General features: G+C 64.5%; 21 protein-coding genes. 16 read left to right on the forward strand and 5 right to left on the reverse strand.

All coding sequences use genetic code 11. The features are described 5' to 3' along the window. Positions 1–17 precede the first annotated feature (17 nt). Genes ccoO through GE253_RS19970 form a run of 9 tightly spaced genes read left to right on the forward strand, consistent with a single transcriptional unit; the run spans position 18 to position 7,231 of the window. Positions 18–737, forward strand: coding sequence for a cytochrome-c oxidase, cbb3-type subunit II (gene ccoO / locus GE253_RS19930; protein WP_153205896.1), 720 nt, complete (start codon positions 18–20; stop codon positions 735–737). After that, the gene (locus GE253_RS19935; RefSeq protein ID WP_153205897.1) at positions 737–907 is read left to right on the forward strand and encodes a cbb3-type cytochrome c oxidase subunit 3; all 171 of its coding nucleotides are present in this window, start codon (positions 737–739) and stop codon (positions 905–907) included. Before ccoO ends, GE253_RS19935 begins: the two co-directional genes overlap by 1 nt. Further along, on the forward strand, positions 894–1,760 hold the full coding sequence (ccoP, locus tag GE253_RS19940) for a cytochrome-c oxidase, cbb3-type subunit III (protein ID WP_153205898.1): 867 nt from the start codon (positions 894–896) through the stop codon (positions 1,758–1,760). The genes GE253_RS19935 and ccoP overlap by 14 nt, the downstream gene beginning before the upstream one ends. Further along, the gene (locus GE253_RS19945; RefSeq protein WP_153205899.1) at positions 1,760–3,109 is read left to right on the forward strand and encodes a 4Fe-4S dicluster domain-containing protein; all 1,350 of its coding nucleotides are present in this window, start codon (positions 1,760–1,762) and stop codon (positions 3,107–3,109) included. Before ccoP ends, GE253_RS19945 begins: the two co-directional genes overlap by 1 nt. Next, complete coding sequence (locus GE253_RS19950; protein ID WP_153205900.1) at positions 3,106–3,576, forward strand: FixH family protein; 471 nt, start codon at positions 3,106–3,108, stop codon at positions 3,574–3,576. The genes GE253_RS19945 and GE253_RS19950 overlap by 4 nt, the downstream gene beginning before the upstream one ends. Then, complete coding sequence (locus GE253_RS19955; RefSeq protein ID WP_211101525.1) at positions 3,573–5,804, forward strand: heavy metal translocating P-type ATPase; 2,232 nt, start codon at positions 3,573–3,575, stop codon at positions 5,802–5,804. The genes GE253_RS19950 and GE253_RS19955 overlap by 4 nt, the downstream gene beginning before the upstream one ends. Further along, positions 5,795–5,959 carry a cbb3-type cytochrome oxidase assembly protein CcoS gene (gene ccoS / locus GE253_RS19960; protein ID WP_089289095.1) on the forward strand — a complete coding sequence of 55 codons (165 nt, stop codon included), beginning with the start codon at positions 5,795–5,797 and terminating at the stop codon, positions 5,957–5,959. Before GE253_RS19955 ends, ccoS begins: the two co-directional genes overlap by 10 nt. After that, positions 5,956–6,510, forward strand: a complete 555-nt coding sequence (locus tag GE253_RS19965) for a hypothetical protein (RefSeq protein ID WP_153205901.1) — start codon at positions 5,956–5,958, stop codon at positions 6,508–6,510. Before ccoS ends, GE253_RS19965 begins: the two co-directional genes overlap by 4 nt. Before the next feature lie 34 nt (positions 6,511–6,544). Next, the gene (locus GE253_RS19970) at positions 6,545–7,231 is read left to right on the forward strand and encodes a sulfite exporter TauE/SafE family protein (protein ID WP_153205902.1); all 687 of its coding nucleotides are present in this window, start codon (positions 6,545–6,547) and stop codon (positions 7,229–7,231) included. Between the two features lie 85 nt (positions 7,232–7,316). Here GE253_RS19970 and GE253_RS19975 read toward each other — a convergent pair whose 3' ends face one another. Then, on the reverse strand, positions 7,317–9,800 hold the full coding sequence (locus GE253_RS19975) for a glycogen/starch/alpha-glucan phosphorylase (RefSeq protein ID WP_153205903.1): 2,484 nt from the start codon (positions 9,798–9,800) through the stop codon (positions 7,317–7,319). Positions 9,801–10,149: 349 nt separating this feature from the next. Between GE253_RS19975 and GE253_RS19980 the strand changes: the two genes are divergently transcribed. After that, entirely contained in the window at positions 10,150–10,371 is a 222-nt protein-coding gene (locus tag GE253_RS19980; protein ID WP_247878765.1) for a zf-HC2 domain-containing protein, read from the forward strand. Between the two features lie 22 nt (positions 10,372–10,393). Continuing rightward, positions 10,394–12,058 (forward strand): alkaline phosphatase D family protein, encoded by a 1,665-nt coding sequence (locus GE253_RS19985; protein WP_153205905.1) that lies wholly within the window; start codon positions 10,394–10,396, stop codon positions 12,056–12,058. A 34-nt stretch (positions 12,059–12,092) separates the two neighbouring features. Here GE253_RS19985 and GE253_RS19990 read toward each other — a convergent pair whose 3' ends face one another. Beyond that, positions 12,093–12,302 (reverse strand): hypothetical protein, encoded by a 210-nt coding sequence (locus tag GE253_RS19990; RefSeq protein WP_153205906.1) that lies wholly within the window; start codon positions 12,300–12,302, stop codon positions 12,093–12,095. Continuing rightward, positions 12,295–12,975, reverse strand: coding sequence for a lipoyl(octanoyl) transferase LipB (lipB, locus tag GE253_RS19995; protein WP_211101527.1), 681 nt, complete (start codon positions 12,973–12,975; stop codon positions 12,295–12,297). The genes GE253_RS19990 and lipB overlap by 8 nt, the downstream gene beginning before the upstream one ends. Before the next feature lie 180 nt (positions 12,976–13,155). On the opposite strand from lipB, the gene cimA reads away from it, so the two are divergent. Together cimA and GE253_RS20005 are read left to right on the forward strand one after the other, a co-directional pair. After that, a complete protein-coding gene (cimA, locus tag GE253_RS20000; RefSeq protein ID WP_153205908.1) occupies positions 13,156–14,787 on the forward strand; it encodes a citramalate synthase in 1,632 nt (543 codons plus the stop codon). 45 nt (positions 14,788–14,832) lie between these two features. Then, complete coding sequence (locus GE253_RS20005; RefSeq protein ID WP_153205909.1) at positions 14,833–15,645, forward strand: RNA methyltransferase; 813 nt, start codon at positions 14,833–14,835, stop codon at positions 15,643–15,645. Positions 15,646–15,662: 17 nt separating this feature from the next. Here the strand turns inward: GE253_RS20005 and GE253_RS20010 are convergent, their stop codons facing one another. Both GE253_RS20010 and GE253_RS20015 read right to left on the reverse strand, forming a co-directional pair. Beyond that, positions 15,663–16,748: a hypothetical protein gene (locus tag GE253_RS20010; protein WP_153205910.1), complete on the reverse strand. Its 1,086-nt coding sequence runs from the start codon at positions 16,746–16,748 to the stop codon at positions 15,663–15,665. A gap of 244 nt (positions 16,749–16,992) precedes the next feature. Beyond that, positions 16,993–17,229 carry a hypothetical protein gene (locus GE253_RS20015; RefSeq protein ID WP_153205911.1) on the reverse strand — a complete coding sequence of 79 codons (237 nt, stop codon included), beginning with the start codon at positions 17,227–17,229 and terminating at the stop codon, positions 16,993–16,995. A 173-nt stretch (positions 17,230–17,402) separates the two neighbouring features. Between GE253_RS20015 and GE253_RS20020 the strand changes: the two genes are divergently transcribed. From GE253_RS20020 to GE253_RS20030, 3 genes are all read left to right on the forward strand, one after another. Beyond that, positions 17,403–19,136: a monovalent cation:proton antiporter-2 (CPA2) family protein gene (locus tag GE253_RS20020; RefSeq protein ID WP_173012748.1), complete on the forward strand. Its 1,734-nt coding sequence runs from the start codon at positions 17,403–17,405 to the stop codon at positions 19,134–19,136. Between the two features lie 129 nt (positions 19,137–19,265). Beyond that, positions 19,266–19,607: an acyl carrier protein gene (locus tag GE253_RS20025; protein ID WP_153205913.1), complete on the forward strand. Its 342-nt coding sequence runs from the start codon at positions 19,266–19,268 to the stop codon at positions 19,605–19,607. A gap of 78 nt (positions 19,608–19,685) precedes the next feature. After that, positions 19,686–20,111, forward strand: a complete 426-nt coding sequence (locus GE253_RS20030) for a DUF1489 domain-containing protein (protein ID WP_153205914.1) — start codon at positions 19,686–19,688, stop codon at positions 20,109–20,111. Positions 20,112–20,505 lie beyond the last annotated feature (394 nt).

The raw sequence follows: 20,505 nt of genomic DNA on the forward strand, positions 1-20,505 counted from the left end.
CGGGAGGGAACTAGAGAATGCCCAATCACGCGACTATCGAACGCAGCCTCTCGCTGCTCTCCATGCTGGCCCTGCTGGTGATTTCCATCGGCGGTCTGGTGGAGATCGTGCCGCTGTTCCGCATTGAAACGACGGTGGAAAAGGTGGCCGGGATGCGGCCCTACAGCCCGCTGGAACAGATGGGCCGCAATATCTACACCCGCGAGGGCTGCTATCTCTGCCATAGCCAGCAGATCCGCCCCTTCCGCGATGAGGTTGACCGGTACGGCCATTACTCCATCGCGGCGGAGAGCATGTATGACCACCCGTTCCTCTGGGGGTCCAAGCGCACCGGTCCCGATCTGGCCCGCGTTGGCCTGAAATATTCCAACGCCTGGCATCTGGCCCACCTGGAAGACCCGCGCAGCGTGGTGCCGGTGTCGATCATGCCGGCCTATGCCGAACTGAAGAACCGCGACCTGGACCTGACCAGCATTCCCGACCATCTGACGGCCCTGCGCAAGGTGGGCGTGCCCTATACCGATACGCAGATCAAGACCGCCATCGATGACGCCAAGGCCCAGGCCAGCGGCGTGGATACCGATGGGCTGCTGGCCCGCTATCCCAAGGCCCGCCTGGGTGATTTCGATGGCCAGCCGAACCGCGTCACCGAAATGGATGCGCTGATCGCCTATCTGCAGGTGCTGGGCACGCTGGTTGATTTCCGCGATGCCCGCCTGGATCCGGGGGCCAAATAATGACGGAAGAGGCAATCCTGTCGCTGCTGCGCCAGGCCTGGCTGGTGATGGCCGTGGTGGTCTTCTTCGCCCTGCTGTGGCGGAACCTGCGAACCAGCAACGGCAAGACCATGCGCGATCACGCGCTTATTCCTTTCCAGATCAAGGATGATGATCATGGCGCAGCGTGAGCGCGATGCATTGACCGGCCGTCTGACCACGGGTCACGAGTGGGACGGTATCAAGGAACTCTCCACGCCGATTCCCACCTGGTGGATCACGACCTTCCTGATCTCCATCATGGTGGCGCTGATCTATCTGTGGCTGATGCCCTCCTTCGCCACGACCAAGAGTCTGGAGCCGGGCCTGCTTGGCTGGTCGTCGAGCGGGGAGCTGCGGGAGGACCAAGCCATCGCCGCGGCTGCCCAGGCACCCTGGCGCCAGCGCCTGATGGCCGTGCCGCTGGAGGAAGTGACCAAGGACGAGGAACTGCGCCGTTTCGTGCAGGCCGGCGGCCGCGCGCTCTTCAATGAAAATTGCGCGCCTTGCCATGGTGTGGGTGGTGGCGGCCAGCAGGGCCAGTTCCCGGCGCTGCTGGACGATGACTGGTTGTGGGGCGGCAAGCCCGCCGATATCGTGCAGACGGTGCGCCACGGTATCCGCAACGAGGATGCGGATAGCCGTCAGTCGGCCATGCCGGTGTTTGGCGACAGCCTGTCCAAGGAACAGATCGGCAATGTCGCGGATTATGTGCTGACGCTGGCCGACAAGTCCAAGGCGGACAGCCGCGCCGCCTTGCCGGGTGCCGCCCTGTTCAAGGATAATTGCGCCGGCTGCCATGGGGAGAATGGCGAGGGCGGGCGTGATTTCGGTGCGCCGCGCCTGAACGATGCCATCTGGCTTTATGGTGGCAGCCGCGACGCCATCATCCACCAGATCACCAGCCCGCGCATGGGCTCCATGCCCAGCTTTGCCAGCCGCCTCAATGAGGAATCGCTGCGGATGCTGGCACTCTATGTCCATGGCCTGGGCGGGGGTGAGTGATGAAGGGCGTCCCCGCCACAGCCAGCGGCCGCTATCGCCGCATCAAGACGGGGCTGGCCAGCCTGCTGCTCGGCTGGTTTTTCCTGGTGCCGTTCCTGCGCTGGGACCGGGGGCCTGACCTGCCGGGTCAGGCAATCCTGTTCGACCTGCCGGGCCGGCGGCTGTTCCTGTTCGGCTGGGAATTCTGGCCGCAGGATCTACCGATCGCCGTGGGCCTGCTGGTGGGGGCCGCCTCTCTGTTGTTTTATGCCACAGCGCTGGCAGGCCGCGTCTGGTGCGGCTTTGCCTGCCCGCAAACGGTGTGGACCGACCTGTTCTTCGCGGTGGACCGGTTCTGTGAACATCGCCGCATCCCGCCGGTGCTGGTGAAGATCACCATCGCCCTGCTGACCGGGTTCGGTTTTGCCTGCTGGTTCACCGATGCACCGACGCTGGCTGGCCGCCTGCTGGGCGGGTCGGCCGCCCCCGGTTCCTATGGCGCGGTGCTGATCATTGGCGGCCTGACCTGGCTGCTGGGTGTTTATGCCAAGCAGCGCGTCTGCCTGCATATGTGCCCCTGGCCGCGCTTTCAGGCGGCCTTGCTGGACCGTGACAGCCAGGTGGTCACCTATCAGGCCTGGCGCGGTGAAAGCCGGGGCCGTAAGCGCATTCCCCTGCGGGAGGATCTGGGCGGGGAGCCGGGCGGCACGCGCGGCGACTGTATCGACTGCACCCGCTGCGTCGCCGTCTGCCCCACCCTGATTGATATCCGCGATGGGCTGCAGATGGGCTGCATCGGCTGCGGCCTCTGTGTCGATGCCTGCGATACGGTGATGGAAAAGATCGGCCGCCCCAAGGGCCTGATCCGTTTTGACAGCGAAACGAATGCCAACGCCAAAAGCTGGACCAAGACGCTGCCGCGTCCCCTCGCGGCCAAGCCGATGCTGTTTTTGTCGGTGGCGCTGCTGGCGCTGGGGGCGGCCCTGTTCGCCATGCTGACGCTGAGCCCGTTGCGCGCCGATCTGGACCCGCAGCGCAACCCGCTGTTCGTGCGCCTGTCCGACGGCGGCATCCGCAATGATTTCCTGCTGCATATCCAGGCCCGTGAACCGGGCCTGTCCACCCTGCGCCTGCGTCTGGCGGAAGGGGAGGCGGGTTTGCTGAGACTGGCCAGCAGTGGGGATCATGCCGGTTCCGAAACGGTTGAGGTGACGCTGGATCAGCGCGAGTTGCGCGAACGCCTGCTGATCACCCGCCCGGCGGGGGCCGACGCCAAGGGCCGCTCTCCGTTGCATCTGCTGGTGCAGGATGCGCGGGACGGGCGGTTGCTGGGCACGGTGGAAACCCAGTTCTGGGGGCCGGAATCATGAAGCGGGACCGTTGGATTCCCTTTGCTTTCGTGGGTTTTTTCCTGCTGCTCTTCTCGGTACAGGGCGTCTTCGTATCCATCGCGGTGAAGACCTTCCCCGGTCTGGTGACGGACCAGCCCTATGCCACCGGTATCGGTTATAATGAGGTGCTGAAGGAACAGGCAGCCGAGGCCGCCCTGGGCTGGCAGGTGCAGACCCGGTTTGAACCGACCGGCCCGCTGGCTGGGCGGCTGACCCTGCAGGTGACCGATGCCAACGGGGAGCCTGTGGAAGCACATATCGTTGCGCAGGCGGAACGGATGACCAAGTTCCCGCAGATCGTCGAACTGGCGACGGAAACCACTTCTCGTGGTGAAGCGGTGCTGCCGGTGAAGCTGCCGCTGGCCGGCCGCTGGTTCGTGCGCCTGACGGTGAACCGGGGCAGCGATCATGTGGCCCGCATTGTCGAAATTGAGGTCTGGCCGTGACAGCGCTGGCCGGCACCTTCCCGTCCGATCAGCGGACCCTGCCGGAACAGGGTTCCGTGCTGGGCTTCGTTGACCGCGACGGGGTGGAATGCCGGCTGAATTTGCTGGTGGAGGGGGCGCATTGCGCCGCCTGCATCCAGGCTGTGGAAGGGGCGGTGGCGGCCGAACCGGGGGTGACCGAGGCGCGGTTGAACCTGACACTGCGCCGCCTGAGCCTGCGCTGGCAGGGCGATGCTGCTGAGGCGGACCGGTTGGCCGCGCGGATTGAGGCGGCGGGCTACAAGGTGGTGCCCTTCGATCCGGAATTCCTGGAAAGCAGCGACCAGCAGAGCTGGCGCAACCTGTTGCGCGCCCTGGCCGTGGCCGGCTTTGCCGCCAGCAATGCCATGATGCTGTCCATCCCGGTCTGGGTTGGTTTCGCCACCGATATGACCGACGGAACCCGCCTGTTGCTGCAGGCGATCAGCGGGCTGGTGGCGGTGCCGGCGGTGCTTTATGGCGGGCGGCTGTTCTACCGCTCCGCCTGGAATGCGCTGCGCGCGGCGCGGACCAATATTGATGTGCCGATCACGCTGGGCCTGCTGCTGACGTTGGGCATCTCTGTGGTGGAGCTGCTGCGCGGTGGCCCGCATGTCTATTTCGACAGTGCCGCGTCGCTGCTGTTTGTGCTGCTGCTGGGCCGGGTGCTGGAATTCCGCGTGCGGGCGCGGGCGCGGCAGACGCTGGAACAGTTCCTGCTGATGCAGTCGCGCGGGGCGACACGAGTGATGGAGGATGGCACGCTGGCGCATCTGCGCGCGGCTGACATCCTGCCCGGCATGGTGCTGCTGGTGCGTCCTGGCGAACAGGTGCCGGTGGATGGCACCATCCTGTCCGGCCATAGCGAGATGGACCGCGCTGCCGTGACGGGGGAGCCGGTGCCGCTGTCCGTGGCCCCCGGCGATGTGCTGGTGGCCGGCATGATCAATGGCGGTGGGGCGCTGCATTTGCGCGCCGACCGTGCCATGGCCGACAGCCATCTGGCGGAAATGGCGCGTCTGGTGGAGGCGGCGGAAACGCGCCGGGGCCATCTGGTGGCGCTGGCCGACAAGGTGTCCGCCATCTGGACGCCGATCATCCATGCCTGCGCGGCAGGCACCTTCCTTTACTGGCTGTTCCTGGGCGGGGCGGGTTTTGCCACCTCGCTGCTCTATGCCGTCGCGGTGCTGATCATCGCCTGCCCCTGCGCCATCGGGCTGGCGGTGCCGGCGGTGCAGGTGGTCAGCCGGGGGGCGTTGCTGCGCCGGGGCATTCTGCTGCGCGGCGGCGATGTGCTGGAACGGCTGGCCGTTGTGGACCGGGTGGTGCTGGACAAGACCGGCACCCTGACAGAGGGCCGGCCGCGCCTGCTGCGCGACCCGTCGCGCGATCCGGCGGCGCTGGCCCTGGCGGCGGGGCTGGCCGCGCACAGCCTGCACCCGCTGGCCCGCGCGCTCGCCGCGGCGGTTCCCGCCGGATCGGCGGTGGAACTGACGGGCGATGTGCAGGAGGTGCCGGGCGCCGGCTTGGAATGGCAGGGGCCACAGGGTGCGGTGCGCCTGGGCTCGGCCGGCTTCTGCGGGGTGCCGCCGGGTTTTGGCGCAGGCGAGATGGAGGCGGCATCGACCGTCTGGCTCTCCCGTCCCGGCCTGCCGCCCGTCTGTTTCCGCTTTGCCGATACGGTGCGGGCAGAGGCGGCGGGGCTGGTGGCTGACCTGAAACGCGCCGGCCTTGCCCCCTCCATCCTGTCCGGCGACGCGCAGGGGCCGGTGATGGACCTGGCCAAGCGGCTGGCGGTACCGGCCGTGGCCGCGGCCGACCCGGCCGCCAAGCTGGCAGTGCTGGAGGCGTTGCGCGCCCAGGGTGCCCATGTGCTGATGGTGGGCGACGGGGTGAATGATGCGCCGGCGCTCGCGGGCGCGCATGTTTCCGCCAGCTTCACCCATGGCGCCCCGGTCAGCCAGTGCGCGGCGGATATCGTGCTGCCGGCGGGCCGGCTGACGCTGCTGCCGGAAGCGATGCGGATTTCCCGCCGGGCGCTGGGCCTGATGCGGCAGAACATGATCATTGCGGCCATCTATAATGCCGCCCTGGTGCCGGTGGCGATGACGGGGCATGTCACGCCGCTTGCGGCCGCCATTGCCATGTCGGTCAGTTCCCTGACCGTGACCTTGAACGCGCTGCGCGCGGGGTGGGGCCGATGGACGTGATCCTTTTCCTGATACCACTGGCCCTGGGGCTGGGCGGATTGGGCCTGGTGGGCTTTTTCTGGAGCCTGGATAATGGCCAGTATGATGACCTGGATGGCGCTGCCCAGCGCATTCTGAATGAACCGGACGATAAGGTTGGAGGGGTTGAAAGATGAATGAGTTGCTGCGCGGGGCGATCAATCTGGTCATGGCCGCACTGGCGGGCTATCTGATGGGTGGGCTGATCGGCACGGCAGTGGCGGTGGCCCTGCTGGCCCTGGCCTATGGCGTGTGGCTGGCCATCCGCAGCCTGCCCAAGAATCCCGGTGACAGCGCCCCGGCCAAGCTGGCCGGTGAAGGCCTGGGCCTGCTGGGCAAGGCGCTGGCCATTCCGCTGGGGCTGGTCGGGGCCGCTGTCGTCATGGGCATCGGTGTTGCGCTCAGCATCGCCCAGCCGCTGCTGCGCCCCTTGGCCGCGCTCAGCGTGCTGGCAACGGTGCCCGGCCGGCTGTATCGTTTCGGGGCCAGCCTGTTCAGCGACCAACTGCTGCCCTGGACGCTGGGCAATGTCATCCTGCTGCTGATCGGCGGCGTGGTGGTAATCGGTATCGATGTGGCCTTCTATGCCGCGCTGATCGCCGTACCGCTGCTGATCCTGGCGCTGGCCCTGCTGGCGCTGAAGGGTGGCGAAGACCCGGAGGCGCAGGGGGCGGGGGACCATCACTGACCCCTGCGGTCCCATTCACTTGTTTTAGGTTCCTATGGAAGAAGTCAATTTCATCGGCGGGTTTCTGTTGGGGCTGGCCAGTGCGCTGCACTGTGCCGCCATGTGTGGCGGTATCGCCGGCAGCCTGCTGATGGCATTGACACCGGGGCGGGAGACATCCCGCCCCTTGCTGCCCCTGCTGGGGCTGCAGGCCGGCCGGGTGCTGGCCTATATGCTGGCCGGGGCCGTGGTCGGGGCCTTGGGCTCCAGCTTTTACGGCATGTTCGACCAGCGGGAGGCCTATCGCGTCATGCAATGGGCCGCCGCCGTCACGCTCGGCTGGATCGGCTTTTCGCTGACCGGTCTGGCCCCGCCGCTGTCCATTTTCGACCGGCTGCTGGCCCCCATCGGCAAGGGGCTGGAGATGCTGCGTCGCCATGGCCGGATTGCCGGGCCGCTGGCCGGCATCCTCTGGGGTTTCCTGCCCTGCGGCATGGTCTATGCCGCCCTGTTCTATGCCATGCTGGCCGGCAGCGCCCCGCAGGGAATGCTGGTGATGGCTGGTTTCGGGCTGGGCACGCTGCCCGCCGTCACGCTGGCCGCCATCGGCTATGGCCGCATCGTTGCCTGGGCCCGCCGCCCGGCCCTGCGCCGCGCCATGGGGGTGCTGTTGATTCTGCTGGCCCCCTTGTCGCTGCTGGTGCCGGCCTCGCTGATTGAGGCGATCTGCCGGGTGGTTTGACACCGCGCACCGGCTGAATTCCGTCCCGTCTGAAGCGTCTGTGATGCCAAGGGGCATTGTCCCTATACCCCTTGGCATCACAGGCTCAATCGGCGTCGCCCGTTATCGGCAGCACCGGCGCCACGTTCCAGATCTCTGTCGCATAATCCATGATGGTGCGGTCAGACGAGAACCAGCCCATGCCGGCCGTGTTCAAGATGGCCTTGGCCGTCCATTCGTCCTGGCTGCGATACAGTTCCGCCGCCGTTGCGTGGGTGTTGCAGTAATCCTCGAAATCCGCCGTCACCAGGAAATGGTCGCCATTCAGCAGGCTGTCGACAATGGGCTGGAAACGGCGCGGATCGTCGGGGGAGAAGATGCCAGACCCGATCATGTCCAGCGCCCGTTTCAGGCGCGGATTGGTGGCCACCACCTGGCGCGGGTCAAAGGCGCCACCCTGGCGCAGTTCCTGCACCTCTGCCGCGTTCATGCCGAAGATGAAGATATTCTCCGCCCCCACATGATCGCGCATTTCCACATTGGCCCCGTCCAGGGTGCCGATGGTCAGCGCCCCATTCAGGGCCAGCTTCATGTTACCGGTGCCTGATGCCTCCATCCCCGCCGTGGAAATCTGTTCGGACAGGTCGGCCGCCGGCATGATCAGTTCGGCCTGGGTGACATTGTAATTGGGCAGCATCACCAGCCGCAGCCGCCCCTTCACCACCGGGTCTTGATTGATCACCCGTGCAATGTCATTGGCCAGCTTGATGATCAGCTTGGCCTGGGTATAGGCGGGGGCCGCCTTGCCGGCCAGGATCTTGGTGACAGGCACAAATTCGCGGGTGGGATTGTCGCGGATGTCATTATACAACGCCACCGTCTGCAACAGGTTCAGCAACTGGCGCTTATATTCGTGGATGCGCTTCACCTGCACATCGAACATGCTGTCAATATCGATATCCACCTTCAGGTGCCGGGCGATATAGGCGGCCAGCCGCTTCTTGTTCTGGCGCTTGGCGCGCCGGAATTCTTCCCGGAAGACGGGATCGTCCGCCCGCTCCCGCAGGGCGCCCAACTGTTCCAGATCCATCACCCAGCCGGCACCGATGCGGCTGGTGATCAGGGCCGACAGGGCCGGGTTGGCCTGCAACAACCAGCGGCGCGGGGTGATGCCATTGGTCTTGTTGGTGATGCGGTCGGGGAACTCGCGGTGGAAATCCGCGAACACCGTCTTGCGCATCAGGTCCGTATGCAGGGCCGAGACACCATTGACCTTGTGGCTGCCCAGAAAGGCCAGATTGCCCATGCGCACCCGCCGGTCGCCATTCTCATCAATCAGCGACAGGCGCTGGATGGTGGCCACATCAGCGTGGGCCTTCACCTGATTCAAGAACCGGGCATTGATCTCGTAAATGATCTGCATATGGCGGGGCAGCACCCGTTCCAGCAGCCGCACCGGCCAGGATTCCAGCGCCTCCGGCAACAGGGTGTGATTGGTATAGCTGAAGGTGCGGCGGGTGACATCCCAGGCATGTTCCCATTCCAACCCGTGCTGGTCGATCAGCAGCCGCATCAGCTCGGCAATGCCGATGGCGGGATGGGTGTCGTTCAACTGGATCGCCGCCTTGTCCGGCAAGCTGTCAAAATCGCGGTGATGCTGCAGGTAACGGCGCAGGATGTCCTGGATGCTGGCGCTGGTGAAGAAATATTCCTGCTTCAGCCGTAGCTCCCGCCCCACCTCCGTCGCGTCATTGGGGTAGAGCACGCGGGACAGATTCTCTGACAGAACCTTGCCTTCCACCGCCTTCAGATAATCACCGTCGTTGAAGTCGCTGAAGCTGAAATCATGCGCGGCACGGGCGGACCAGAGGCGCAGCGTGTTGATCGTCTCCCCGCCATAGCCGACCACCGGCGTGTCGAAGGCCATGGCGTGCACCATGTCGGTGCCGGTCCATTGGGCGCGCTCAATCCCGCGCCCATCGCGCACCCGCTCCACATGGCCATAGAAATGCACAGGGTACAGCACTTCCGGTCGGGCGAATTCCCACGGATTGCCAAAGCGCAGCCAGTTGTCCGGCGTTTCCACCTGCCAGCCATGATCGAATTCCTGTTCGAACAGGCCATATTCGTAACGGATGCCATAGCCATAGCCGGGCAGGTTGCGGGTGGCCATGCTGTCCAGGAAACAGGCGGCCAGCCGGCCCAGCCCGCCATTGCCCAGCGCCGGGTCCGGCTCCATCTCCAGCACCTCTTCCAGGCGCAGGCCCAGCCGGTCCAGCGCTTCGCGCGCCTCCTCCACCAGCCCCAGATTGGAGAGGTTGTTATGCAGCAGACGCCCGATCAGGAATTCCATGGAGAAGTAGTAGATACGCTTGGCGTCGGCGGCATAGACGGCGCGGGTGGTGTCCATCCAGCGATCCACCACCCGGTCCCGCACGGCCAGGGCGGCACTGTTGAACCAGTCGCGCCGGGTGGCGGCGCGGGCATCCTTGCCGACGGAATAGACCAGCCATTCAACAAAGGAACGTTTCAGTGCATCGACATCCAGCGCCTTGCGACCGATCTCACGGGATTTGAAACGGGCATCCATAGGTAACTGTCTTTCCCATACCATCCGGCCGGCCGCGCCGGTCACGCTTCCCGACTTGGGGGAGAAGGGCATTTTCTCTGTCTAATATTGATTTTGTGTCAACAATACGCAACGAAACGCTTTGTTACCCCTGTCGCAACCCCGCCGCGCCGGGGAAGTGGATGGCGCTGGCCGCCGCGCTGATATACCATATCCGACCGGGGTACCCCGGCTCAGACAAGGCGGGTAAACGGGCACGGAACATACGGGCCGGGCATATGTTGTTGAACAGGCCGCTGATCGATGTGCAAGGCACGGCCACTGGTGATTGTTTCGTTCCAGATATAGTGATGACATGAAACGGCTGACCATGAGCGATATCAACGCCTATATGGATGGTGCCCTTTCCCAGGCCCAGCGCCGGGAGGTGGAAGCCGCCCTGGCAGCCGACCCGGCCGCCGCCGAGCTGTTGAAGCGCTATCAGCGCAACACGGAAGCCCTGCATCAGCTTTATGACCCTGTGCTGGAGGAGACGGTGCCGGAACAGATGTTGAGCCTGCTGCGCCGGCATAGCGGCCCGCGCGCCCATTGAAAGGGCGGCCGGACGCCACAATATGGCCTTTCCTGCCGGCCATTGTTCCGGCCATGATGCGCCGCCCCATCCCGTCTCCCACGCAACAGCCTTGATGAACCCCACCCCGCCGCGACGGAAACGGCCGCCCCCGCGCCCGCAGGTGATCCTGCTGGGGCCGATCCTGCACGCGCGCGGCAGTGGTGGGGCCACCGGGTCGGCCGCGCGCTGGCGGGTATCGGCCACCTTCCTGCTGGAGGGTGATCAGGAGCCGCCTGATCTGCTGGTGGAGGGCGTGCTGCTGTCCGTGCCGCCGCGCTTCCTTCATGCCTGGGCCGAGATGCCCCCGTTGGGGCCGAACCTGTCCGACGCCCATGCCCAGCCCTGCCCCAGCGGACCAATGCAGCTTTGGCGGTATGATTTCGCCGTGCCACGCGGCTTGCAGGATGGCCATGCCGCCTATGGTTTCCAGGGGGAGGAACGGCGCTGGCGTTTCACCGTGCCCGGCACCGCCATGGCCCCGCGCATCGCCTATAATGCCTGCGGCGGTTGTGAGGATGAAAGCACCATCCAGGCGGAAGGCCTGTCGCGGAATGCCATGTGGGGCCATCTGCTGGGCCGCCACCGGGCCAACCCGTTCCATCTGATGCTGATGGGCGGCGATCAGGTCTATGCTGATGGGTTATGGGAGCAGCTACCCGCCTTGAAGGAGGCCGCATCCCGCCCCCTGATGCGCCGGGTGGATGCCAAGGAGTCGCCGGATCTGGAGCGGGAGCTGGATGCTTGGTATCTGGCGACATACCGTCATGCCTGGAACCAGCCGGAGGCCGCCGCCATGCTGGCCAGCGTGCCGGGCCTGCGCATGTGGGATGATCACGATATCATTGATGGTTGGGGTTCCCACCCCGACTCGCTGCTGCAAAGCCCGGTCTATCAGGCGATTTACCGCGCCGCCCGCCGCGCCTTCCGGCTGTTCCAGATCGGCATGACGGATGATGACCCGATTGAAACCCTGATGGCGCCGGAGCCGCCGGGCTTCACCCAGGGCATCATGGTCAATGGCATCGGCATTCTGGCGCCGGATCTGCGCAGTGAGCGGCGGCCCGATCAGGTCTTTTCCCCGCGCAGCCTGCGGCATCTACCCCGCTGGCTGGAGCATTTTTCCGCCTGCGGGCATCTGCTGGTGATGTCCAGCGTGCCGCTGATCTTCCCCTCCTTCGGGCTGCTGGAACGGGTGCTGAACCTCATCCCCGGCCGGCAGAAGATGGAAGATGACCTGCGCGACCAGTGGCGCAGCCCCGCCCATACGCAGGAATGGCTGCAGGTGGTGGAGGCATTGCTGGATTTCAGTCGCCGGCAGAATTGCGCCGTCACCATCCTGTCGGGGGAGGTGCATCTGGGGGCGAATGGCCGTATCGACAGCGGCGATGTCACCCTGCGCCAATGCGTCAGTTCCGGCATCGTGCATCCGGCCCCGCACGGGCTGGCGGTGGATATGATGGAGCGGATGGCCGCCAAGCCGGAGAAGCTGCGCGGCGGCCTGCGCCTGACCATGGAGCCGATGCCGGGCAAGGAAAAGCGCCTGCTGACGGTGCGCAACTGGCTGTCGCTGACCGGCACCGATGAGGGCGGCCTGCTGGCCGAATGGCATGGCGAAGGTATGGCGGCCCCTATGGCCCTGCCGATTCCCGCGCGGGGCCGGGGCTGATGCCCCTTGGCATGATGCCCGGCCTTGGCGTTGGCTAGCCCCGGGCTTCCAGCAGCGCGCGGATGCGCGACAGGTGCTGGCAGGCGCGGCCTAGCCCGGCCAGGGCCACCCCCAGCAGCAGGCCGACCAGGGCCGGCCCATAGGTCTCGGCCGTTGGTGCCACCAGCATGAACATGGAGACCAGGATGGCCGCCCCGCCTGCGGCATAAAGCACGATGGCGGTGATGGAACGGTGCTTATCCATCGGCATTCTCCGTCACGGCACAGGTTTCCCGCGCCACGGCGTCGGGTCCGAACACTTCCAGGAAGGCCGCCTGCATGGCCATGTCCACCTCGTCCATGGAGACGATGTGCCCCAGATCGGCCAGCGAGGTGACGCCATGTTCCTTGATGCCGCAGGGGACGATGCCGCCAAAATGGTTCAGGTCCGGCTCCACATTTAAGGAGACGCCATGAAAGCTGACGCCGCGCCGGATTCGCACACCAAGGGCGGCGATCTTGGCTTCCTGACCCGGTCTGCCATAGGGCGTCATGTCGATCCACACGCCCACCCGGCCGCAGCGGCGTTCGCCCTTCACAGCGAACTGGGCCAGGGTACGGATCAGCCATTCCTCCAGCCGCCAGACGAAATCATGCAGATCGCCGCCGCGGGCGGACACGTCCAGCATGACATAGCCGATGCGCTGGCCCGGCCCGTGATAGGTATATTGCCCGCCGCGCCCGGCATCATAGACGGGGAACTGCGCCGTCAGCAGGTCAGCGGCCTTGGCCGATGTGCCGGCGGTGTAGAGCGGGGGATGTTCCAGCAGCCAGACGCATTCGCTGGCGCTGCCGGCGCGGATGTCGGCCACCCGCGCCTCCATAAAGGCCAAGGCGTCCGGATATTCCACCGGCTGGTCGCTGATGCGCCATTCCAGCATGTTCGTCACGTCCATCCATCCCCCGGCGGTCAAGGGGTGCCGCCGCTGAAGCCCACGATGCTGGTCCCTATCTAGGCCAAAGAACGCCGCCGACCAATGGCTATGCGCGCATGACCATTGATCCGTCGGCGCGGATTTGCCATGTTCGGCAATGTCATTTCTATTTGGCCTTGTAATATGAACGAAACGAACCGCGTCTATCTCTACGATACCACCCTGCGCGACGGCGCCCAGACCTCGGGCGTTGATTTCACCGTGGCGGACAAGATTGCCATCGCGCAGGAGCTGGACGCGCTGGGCGTTGATTATGTCGAAGGCGGCTGGCCCGGTGCCAACCCCACCGACGATGCCTTTTTTGCCGACCCGCCGAAGCTGGGCCGCGCCACCTTTACGGCGTTCGGCATGACGCGCCGGCCCGGCCGCAGCGCGTCCAACGATCCTGGCCTGTCGGCGCTGCTGGACAGCCCGGCCCAGGCGGTTTGCATTGTTGGTAAAAGCTGGGATTTCCATGTCGATGTCGCGCTGGGCATTCCGCGTGAGGAGAATCTGACCCTGATCGCCGACAGTATCCGGGAGATCAAGGCACGCGGCCGCGAACCTTTGTTCGATGCCGAACATTTCTTCGATGGTTACAAGGCCAATCCCGAATACGCGCTGGCTTGCGCGAAGGCGGCCTATGAGGCGGGTGCCCGCTGGGTGGTGCTGTGCGACACCAATGGTGGCACCCTGCCCGATGAGGTGGAACAGATCGTCGCCCGTGTGGCCAGCGTGATTCCCGGCAGCCATATCGGCATCCACACCCACAATGACACCGAAAATGCCGTGGCCAATTCCCTGGCCGCTGTGCGGGCCGGGGCGCGGATGATCCAGGGCACGCTGAACGGTCTGGGCGAACGCTGCGGTAACGCCAACCTGCTGTCTCTGATCCCGACGCTGACCGTGAAGATGGGGTTCGATACCGGCGTCAGCCGTGATGGTCTGGCCCGGCTGGTCCATGTCAGCCGGATGCTGGATGAACGGCTGAACCGCACCCCCAACCGCCACGCCGCCTATGTCGGTGAAAGCGCTTTTGCCCATAAGGGCGGCCTGCATGTCTCCGCCGTCGAGAAAGACCCCAGCTCCTATGAGCATGTCGACCCGTCACTGGTCGGCAATCGCCGTCATGTGCTGGTCTCCGATCAGGCGGGGCGCTCCAACATCCTGGCCCGCCTGCGGGAGGTGGGGGTGGAGGTTGACCCCAAGGATGAACGGATCGGCCAGTTGGTCGAGCAGGTGAAACGGTTGGAATTCGAAGGCTATGCCTATGATGGGGCGGAGGCGAGCTTTGAACTGCTGGCCCGCCGGGCCTTGGGGCAGGTGCCGGATTATTTCCGCCTTGCCGCTTTCCGCGTGCTGGATGAACGCCGCTGGAATTCCAAGGGCGAGTTGGTAACCCTGTCGGAGGCGACCACCAAGGTGGAAGTGCCGTCCGCCAATGGTGACGGCCAGCCGGTAATGACGGTGGCGGAGGGCAATGGCCCCGTCAACGCGCTGGATCAGGCGCTGCGCAAGGCCTTGATCCCCGTCTATCCCGCGCTGGAGGGTATGCGCCTGGTGGATTACAAGGTGCGCATCCTGTCGGCCCAGGATGGCAGCAAGGCGGTAACGCGGGTGCTGATCGAAACGGCAGACCGTTATGGTCACCGCTGGGTAACGGTGGGTGTGTCCGCCAATGTCATTGATGCCAGCTTCAATGCGCTGTCGGACAGCATTACCTATTGCCTCTACCGGTCCGGTGCCGCTATCGACAAGCCTGTGGCGGCGGCCTGACAGGGGCCGTTGCCTTGACACTTTGGCGTTAAGGTTGCGGGTTCCATGTCCAGCGGTACGAACAAGAAGCTGTTATCCAAGACGCAGGCCGATGGTGAAGGGCCTGCCGTCATCCTCATCCAACCGCAGATGGGGGAGAATATCGGTGCCTGCGCCCGCGCCATGCTGAATTGCGGGCTGACCGACCTGCGTCTGGTCAACCCGCGCGACGGCTGGCCAAATGAAAAGGCGGTGTCGTCCTCTGCCGGTGCCACCCTGGTGCTGGATAATGTGAAGCTGTTCGACAGCACAGAGGCGGCGATTGCCGATCTGCACAAGGTCTATTCCACCGCCGCCCGTGTCCGCGATCTGGTGAAGCCCGTGGTGACGGCGCGCGAAGCGGCGGCGGAAATGCGCGCCCATTGGGATGCCGGGCGCAAAATCGGCCTGATGTTCGGGCCGGAGCGTACCGGGCTGGTGAATGATGATATCACGCTCACCGACACGCTGATTTCCATCCCGCTCAATCCCGGCTTTTCCTCCCTCAATCTGGGGCAGGCGGTCCTGCTGGTGGCCTATGAATGGTGGATCGCCGGGCAGGAAGTGGAAGACCGCTATCTGCATACCGGCGCCAGCCGCCCCGCCACCAAGGCGGAAATGCAGAATCTGTTCGAACATCTGGAAGGCGAACTGGACCTGACCGGTTTCTATACCCATCCGGACAAGCGCCCCTCCATGATCCGCAATGTGCGCAACACCCTGCAGCGCTGCGCCATGACCGAACAGGAAGTCCGCACCTTTCACGGTATCCTGGCTGCCCTTTCCGGGCGCAAGAAACAGCGCAAGCCGGAGCCGGATGCCGGCGACGCGGAGGGCTGATCCGGGGCTGGCCGGGATCAGCTGTTCGTTGCCGGGGCGGTGCTGTCGCTCTGGGTCTGCCGAGCCGGGGGTGCGGCTGCGCTTTCCGGCTGCGCTCCACCCTGGGCCAGGAAGCCCGTCGCCGACAGGGTACTGCGCATTTTCATCAGCTTTTGCAGCAGATCGAACCAGAAGGGTGCCCCCATCTGCAGGGCAAAGCCGGTTAGCAACCAGCCGAGGATCAGGGTCACCCAGCCTTTTTGCCGGCCGATATCCTCAATATTCTGTCCCCAGCCGATGGGTAACGCGCCAACGTCGCGGAAGGCCTGCATGGCAGCTCCCGTTTGGCAGCGGATCGCTGCCGTCACCGCCGCGTCATCCTGCGGCTGTGTCACCGGTGTGCAACCACTGCCGGGGGCGGCGTCTTTGCTGGCCTGGAGGGCCGCACTCAGCGTCACCTGGCGAGCAATATCATCCTGCCACAGCACCTCGGCAATATGGATGGTGTTGGCATTGACCATCACTGCCACCAGGATACCCAGCACCAGGGTGATGCGCTGGATGCGTTTGCGATACCATTCGCTGACGCGCGCCATGCCCTGATCGTACCATTGGGCCAGCGCATCCTCCACGGCCACTGCGCGCCGCTCCGCATCGGCCAGCACCAGCAGCAGGTTGTTCTTCAATGGTCCGTCTGGAAGTTTGGTGATGGTTTGCCGCGCATCTGCAAAGCTGAAACCCGGCTCCGACGGGGCCTTGACGGATTGCGCCATGGCACCGGCGGCATCCTCGGTCTGGTGCAACACATCCAGCAGGGTCAGGGCGAAAATGCGCGGCGGAATGGTGGCGGCGGCCCCGCCGCTGGCGCTGCCATTGATCAGCGGATGGGCCATCACCTTGTCGGCTATGCTACCCAAGGAAGAAGGCGGGGGTGAAGCCGTCGTCGCCGGATCGCCCCTGCTGCCCTGTAACAGCCAGATCACCCCGCGTTCGAGGGTGGAGGCACGCAGTTTCAGCAGCCCAGCAATCGTCTCCGTCATCGCGGTGACGACGACGCTGAGCGACATATAGATCAGGATCAATCCCAGGCCGATATCGATAATACGAAAAAGATCGCTGGACATATCACCCTCTACCAAAGGAAGAGTGAATGGTAATATGCCCAGCGCACTTATTAAAGGGAGTATCTCATACAAATCTCCCTTGATCGTGACCGATCAAGGGAGATTTTTTGTTCCCTCAGTCGCCGGGCGGGCGCATCCGCGCCCTTGGCTTGCGCGCCACGTGGCGCGGGCCGGCGGTCGCCGGCTTCCAACCCGCCTAAAGGTTGGCCTTTAGGCGGGTTGGTATCACTCAGAAATAACCGTTTTAAGGCTTGCGCGGCCGTTCCTGCTGGCTGCCCACCAGCCCTTTGCGGCGCAGATGGTCGGTCGGCCGTGCCTTGGCCCATTCCACGGCCCGCAGCGTCGCCTCGTCACCCTTGGGGCTCACGGCGCGTGCGGACGGGTGGCGGGCGGCGACCAGCCTGGCCTTGTCCGCCTGCCGCCATTCGCTTTCCGCCAGCCGCTCGGGATCGGCGGTCTTCTGCATCTCAGGCTTTTCCATGTGTCGTTCCTCCTGGCTTCATGTCGGAAGCCGGCTTGGGAGCACCAGTTTCCGGTTGGGAAGACGTAACCGCTCATGGGGAAACTTGTCTTCAGCCCCTTCAAACCTCTCGGAAATGCAACGACTCCCTGCTAGGGATGTTCCAACCAGAGGTCACCCGGGGAGGACAAGCGTTGGACATCGCGGAAACGGCGAACCATGCCGCAGAGCCGGCTGCCCATGGCGTGCCCATGATGGATGAAGGGCTGTTGTTCCTTGCCGTGGCGGTTATCTGCATCCTACTCCTTCATCGGCTGCGAATCAGCCCTGTTTTGGGCTATTTGGGGGCGGGGCTGGTGCTGGGGCCGACAGGGTTCGGCGTGGTGCGGGAGGTTGAGCCGATCCGCGCGGTGGCAGAGCTGGGCGTGGTCTTCCTGCTGTTCCTGATCGGGCTGGAATTATCGGTTGATCGTCTGCGGGCCCTGGGGCGCTGGGTGTTCGGCCTGGGCACGGCACAATTTCTCATCACTGGGGGCGTGGTGGCGACGGTGGCGGCCGCCCTGGGCCTGTCACCCTCAACCGCGATTCTGCTGGGGGGTGGTATGGCACTGTCCTCCACGGCGGTGGTGGTGCAGCTGCTGATCGAGCGGGGGGAGGTGGCGTCGCCCACCGGCCGCACGACCTTTGCTGTGCTGCTGTTCCAGGATCTGGCGGTGGTGCCGCTGCTGCTGTTCGCCGCCGTGCTGGCGGGGCCGCCGGATCAGTCGATCCCGCTGGCCATGGCCCTGGCCCTGGGCAAGGCGGCGCTCGCCGTCGTGGTCATCCTGCTGGTGGGCCGTTTCACCATGGGGCGGCTGTTGCGCATGGTGGCCGTGACCCGCAGCACCGAACTTTTCACCGCCACCTCCCTGTTGATCGTGCTGGGCACTGGCTGGGCCACCGGGCTCGGCGGCCTGTCCATGGCGCTGGGGGCGTTTCTGGCAGGGCTGGTGCTGGCGGGGACGGAGTTTCGCCATCAAGCCGAAACCGATATGCAGCCCTTCAAGGGGCTGCTGCTGGGGCTGTTCTTTCTCTCCGTCGGGCTTGGCATTGATGCGGCGGCCATCGCCGACAAGATCGGCTGGATTGTCTTGGGCGTGTTCGGCCTGATCCTCACCAAGGCATTGATCGCCGGCGGTCTCGCCCTGGCCTTCGGTGCCACGCGGGAGGTGGCGATCCGCTCCGGCCTGTTGCTGGGCGAGGTGGGGGAGTTCGCCTTCGTGGTGATCGCCACGGCTGCAGAACAAAAACTGCTGGATGGGGAACTGTCGCAGGCCCTGGTGGCCACGGTCGGTCTCTCCATTGCCGTCACACCCTTCCTGCCGGCGCTGGCTGACCGGCTGGTGCGCTGGGTCTCGCCCAGCGCTGAAGGGCCGGTGCCGGAGGCGTTGGGCGAACCGCATGTGCTGATTGCCGGATTCGGCCGCGTCGGCCAGACGGTGGCAGCCTTGATGGCCCGCCAGCAGGTGCCGGTGGTGGCCCTCGACCTTAATCCCGATCTGGTGCGGGAGAAGCGGCGCGAAGGATTGCCCGTGCATTATGGCGATACGGCGCGTCATGAATTGCTGAAACAAATGGGGGCTGATCATGCGCTGGCCGCCATCATCACCCTGGATGATCCGCTGGCCGCCGCCCGCACCGTGGCGGCTTTTCGGGATCATTGGCCGCATCTGCGGCTGTTTGCCCGCGCGCGTGATCGGGAACATGCCGGCAATCTCCTCGCCATGGGGGTGATCGCCGTGGTGCCGGAAACCTTTGAAAGCAGCCTGACCCTGGCGCGTGGGGCCTTGGAATCACTGGGTGTTCCCAGCGGTGCGGTGGACGAGCTGGTGCAGCTTTATCGGGAAACCGACCGCAGCCCACCCCATCCTTCTGGTCAGCATGATTGAAATATGCAGGCGCAGCAAAAAAAGATTAACCCTTTGGGGCGATAGTGCGATTGTTCGTCGGCCCGGCACCCTGTCGGGCCGACTTCCGGTGTCACGCGCAAGCGTGTCGAGAAAGCGACGGGGGCAGCGTTGAGCCGGTCCATTGAGGGCGTGTCGAACTGGATGCACATGTTCCGTTGGATCGTGAAGTTGATCCGCGATGAATATGGGGTTGATGAGAAAATTCTGACCCGTACGGCTGCGTTGGAGACCGATTGCGGCCTCTCCATTGAGCAGGTGGAAGAGGTGTTGGAGATCATCTCTGAAAGTTTCGAGGTGCGATTCCCCAACGGCACATTGGATGAAGTGCTGAAGCTCGAAGAACTATGTATGCTGGCCGCATGGCTGCGGGGCCTGTTCAAGAAGCCGGAATTCCTGTCGGCAGATTTTGAAGACCGCTGCCGCTCCATGAATGCGCTTGCCGGGGCCTGAGTCCCGCGCCATATCAGCAGCCTGATCGGAACTCATCGGCGGGTGTGCAGCCCGCCTTTCCCAAGGCAGCCTGATTTTATGACTATTCACCTGCTTCGTCTGGCCGTCGGGGCCGACAATCTGCAATCCATGCGCGATTGGCGCCGGGATCATCAGATTCAATGGCAAGGTAGGCCGGTGGTGCCGACCTATACCAAACGTGCGCCGACACGGATGGCAGAGCTGCTGGATGGTGGCTGCATCTATTGGGTGGTGAAGGGCTTCATCCAGTGCCGCCAACGATTCATCGGCTTTGATGAGGTACAAGATGTGGATGGTACGGGCTATTGCCGGATGCTGATGGACCCGGAGCTGGTGGAAACCCTCTCCATGCCCAAACGGCCTTTCCAGGGCTGGCGCTACCTGAAACCGGAAGAGGCACCGGCCGATCTGGCCGGTGGGGAAGGGGGCGACGCGCTGCCTGAACATCTGATGGCTGAATTGCGGGCGCTCGGTTTGGCGTAAATTTCTAAAAAAACCTATTGCATCTGTTTTTGTGTACGCCTATACAGCGCCTCCCACGACGTCGGGCCGGTTGGTTTGGCAGTTGTGGGGTTGGATGGTGGTGGTTTTGGCCAGTATCATCCATGGTTCTTTGAAGGCTTCGGCCTTCGGACAAGTGGAATGATCTATCGTACTGTTGGGTGAGGTGTTCGCCAGACTTGGTTCTGGTGGGTGTTTTGCTTGATGGTCCGTTGGCCGGATTGGTTCTGTACTTTTTGTGGCGCTTCGGCGCTGCGGAGAAAAAAGTTCAGGACGGTGAAAAAAACGGTTGACGGGTTGGTTGGAGGTGTTTAGAAAGCGCTCCACCAACGACGGCGGCGCCGCTGCCGACGATGGATTTGCAGTCTCTGAGCTG

Source organism: Niveispirillum sp. SYP-B3756, from assembly GCF_009495745.1.
Lineage (GTDB): Bacteria > Pseudomonadota > Alphaproteobacteria > Azospirillales > Azospirillaceae > Niveispirillum.

Excerpts from the sequence above, each read along its gene's own strand:
- ccoO (WP_153205896.1), top strand. The coding sequence starts at position 18 with ATGCCCAATCACGCGACTATCGAACGCAGCCTCTCGCTGCTCTCCATG.
- GE253_RS19935 (WP_153205897.1), top strand. The coding sequence starts at position 737 with ATGACGGAAGAGGCAATCCTGTCGCTGCTGCGCCAGGCCTGGCTGGTG.
- ccoP (WP_153205898.1), top strand. The coding sequence starts at position 894 with ATGGCGCAGCGTGAGCGCGATGCATTGACCGGCCGTCTGACCACGGGT.
- GE253_RS19945 (WP_153205899.1), top strand. The coding sequence starts at position 1,760 with ATGAAGGGCGTCCCCGCCACAGCCAGCGGCCGCTATCGCCGCATCAAG.
- GE253_RS19950 (WP_153205900.1), top strand. The coding sequence starts at position 3,106 with ATGAAGCGGGACCGTTGGATTCCCTTTGCTTTCGTGGGTTTTTTCCTG.
- ccoS (WP_089289095.1), top strand. The coding sequence starts at position 5,795 with ATGGACGTGATCCTTTTCCTGATACCACTGGCCCTGGGGCTGGGCGGA.
- GE253_RS19965 (WP_153205901.1), top strand. The coding sequence starts at position 5,956 with ATGAATGAGTTGCTGCGCGGGGCGATCAATCTGGTCATGGCCGCACTG.
- GE253_RS19970 (WP_153205902.1), top strand. The coding sequence starts at position 6,545 with ATGGAAGAAGTCAATTTCATCGGCGGGTTTCTGTTGGGGCTGGCCAGT.
- GE253_RS19975 (WP_153205903.1), bottom strand. The coding sequence starts at position 9,800 with ATGGATGCCCGTTTCAAATCCCGTGAGATCGGTCGCAAGGCGCTGGAT.
- GE253_RS19980 (WP_247878765.1), top strand. The coding sequence starts at position 10,150 with ATGAGCGATATCAACGCCTATATGGATGGTGCCCTTTCCCAGGCCCAG.
- GE253_RS19985 (WP_153205905.1), top strand. The coding sequence starts at position 10,394 with ATGGCCTTTCCTGCCGGCCATTGTTCCGGCCATGATGCGCCGCCCCAT.
- GE253_RS19990 (WP_153205906.1), bottom strand. The coding sequence starts at position 12,302 with ATGGATAAGCACCGTTCCATCACCGCCATCGTGCTTTATGCCGCAGGC.
- cimA (WP_153205908.1), top strand. The coding sequence starts at position 13,156 with ATGAACGAAACGAACCGCGTCTATCTCTACGATACCACCCTGCGCGAC.
- GE253_RS20005 (WP_153205909.1), top strand. The coding sequence starts at position 14,833 with ATGTCCAGCGGTACGAACAAGAAGCTGTTATCCAAGACGCAGGCCGAT.
- GE253_RS20010 (WP_153205910.1), bottom strand. The coding sequence starts at position 16,748 with ATGTCCAGCGATCTTTTTCGTATTATCGATATCGGCCTGGGATTGATC.
- GE253_RS20015 (WP_153205911.1), bottom strand. The coding sequence starts at position 17,229 with ATGGAAAAGCCTGAGATGCAGAAGACCGCCGATCCCGAGCGGCTGGCG.
- GE253_RS20030 (WP_153205914.1), top strand. The coding sequence starts at position 19,686 with ATGACTATTCACCTGCTTCGTCTGGCCGTCGGGGCCGACAATCTGCAA.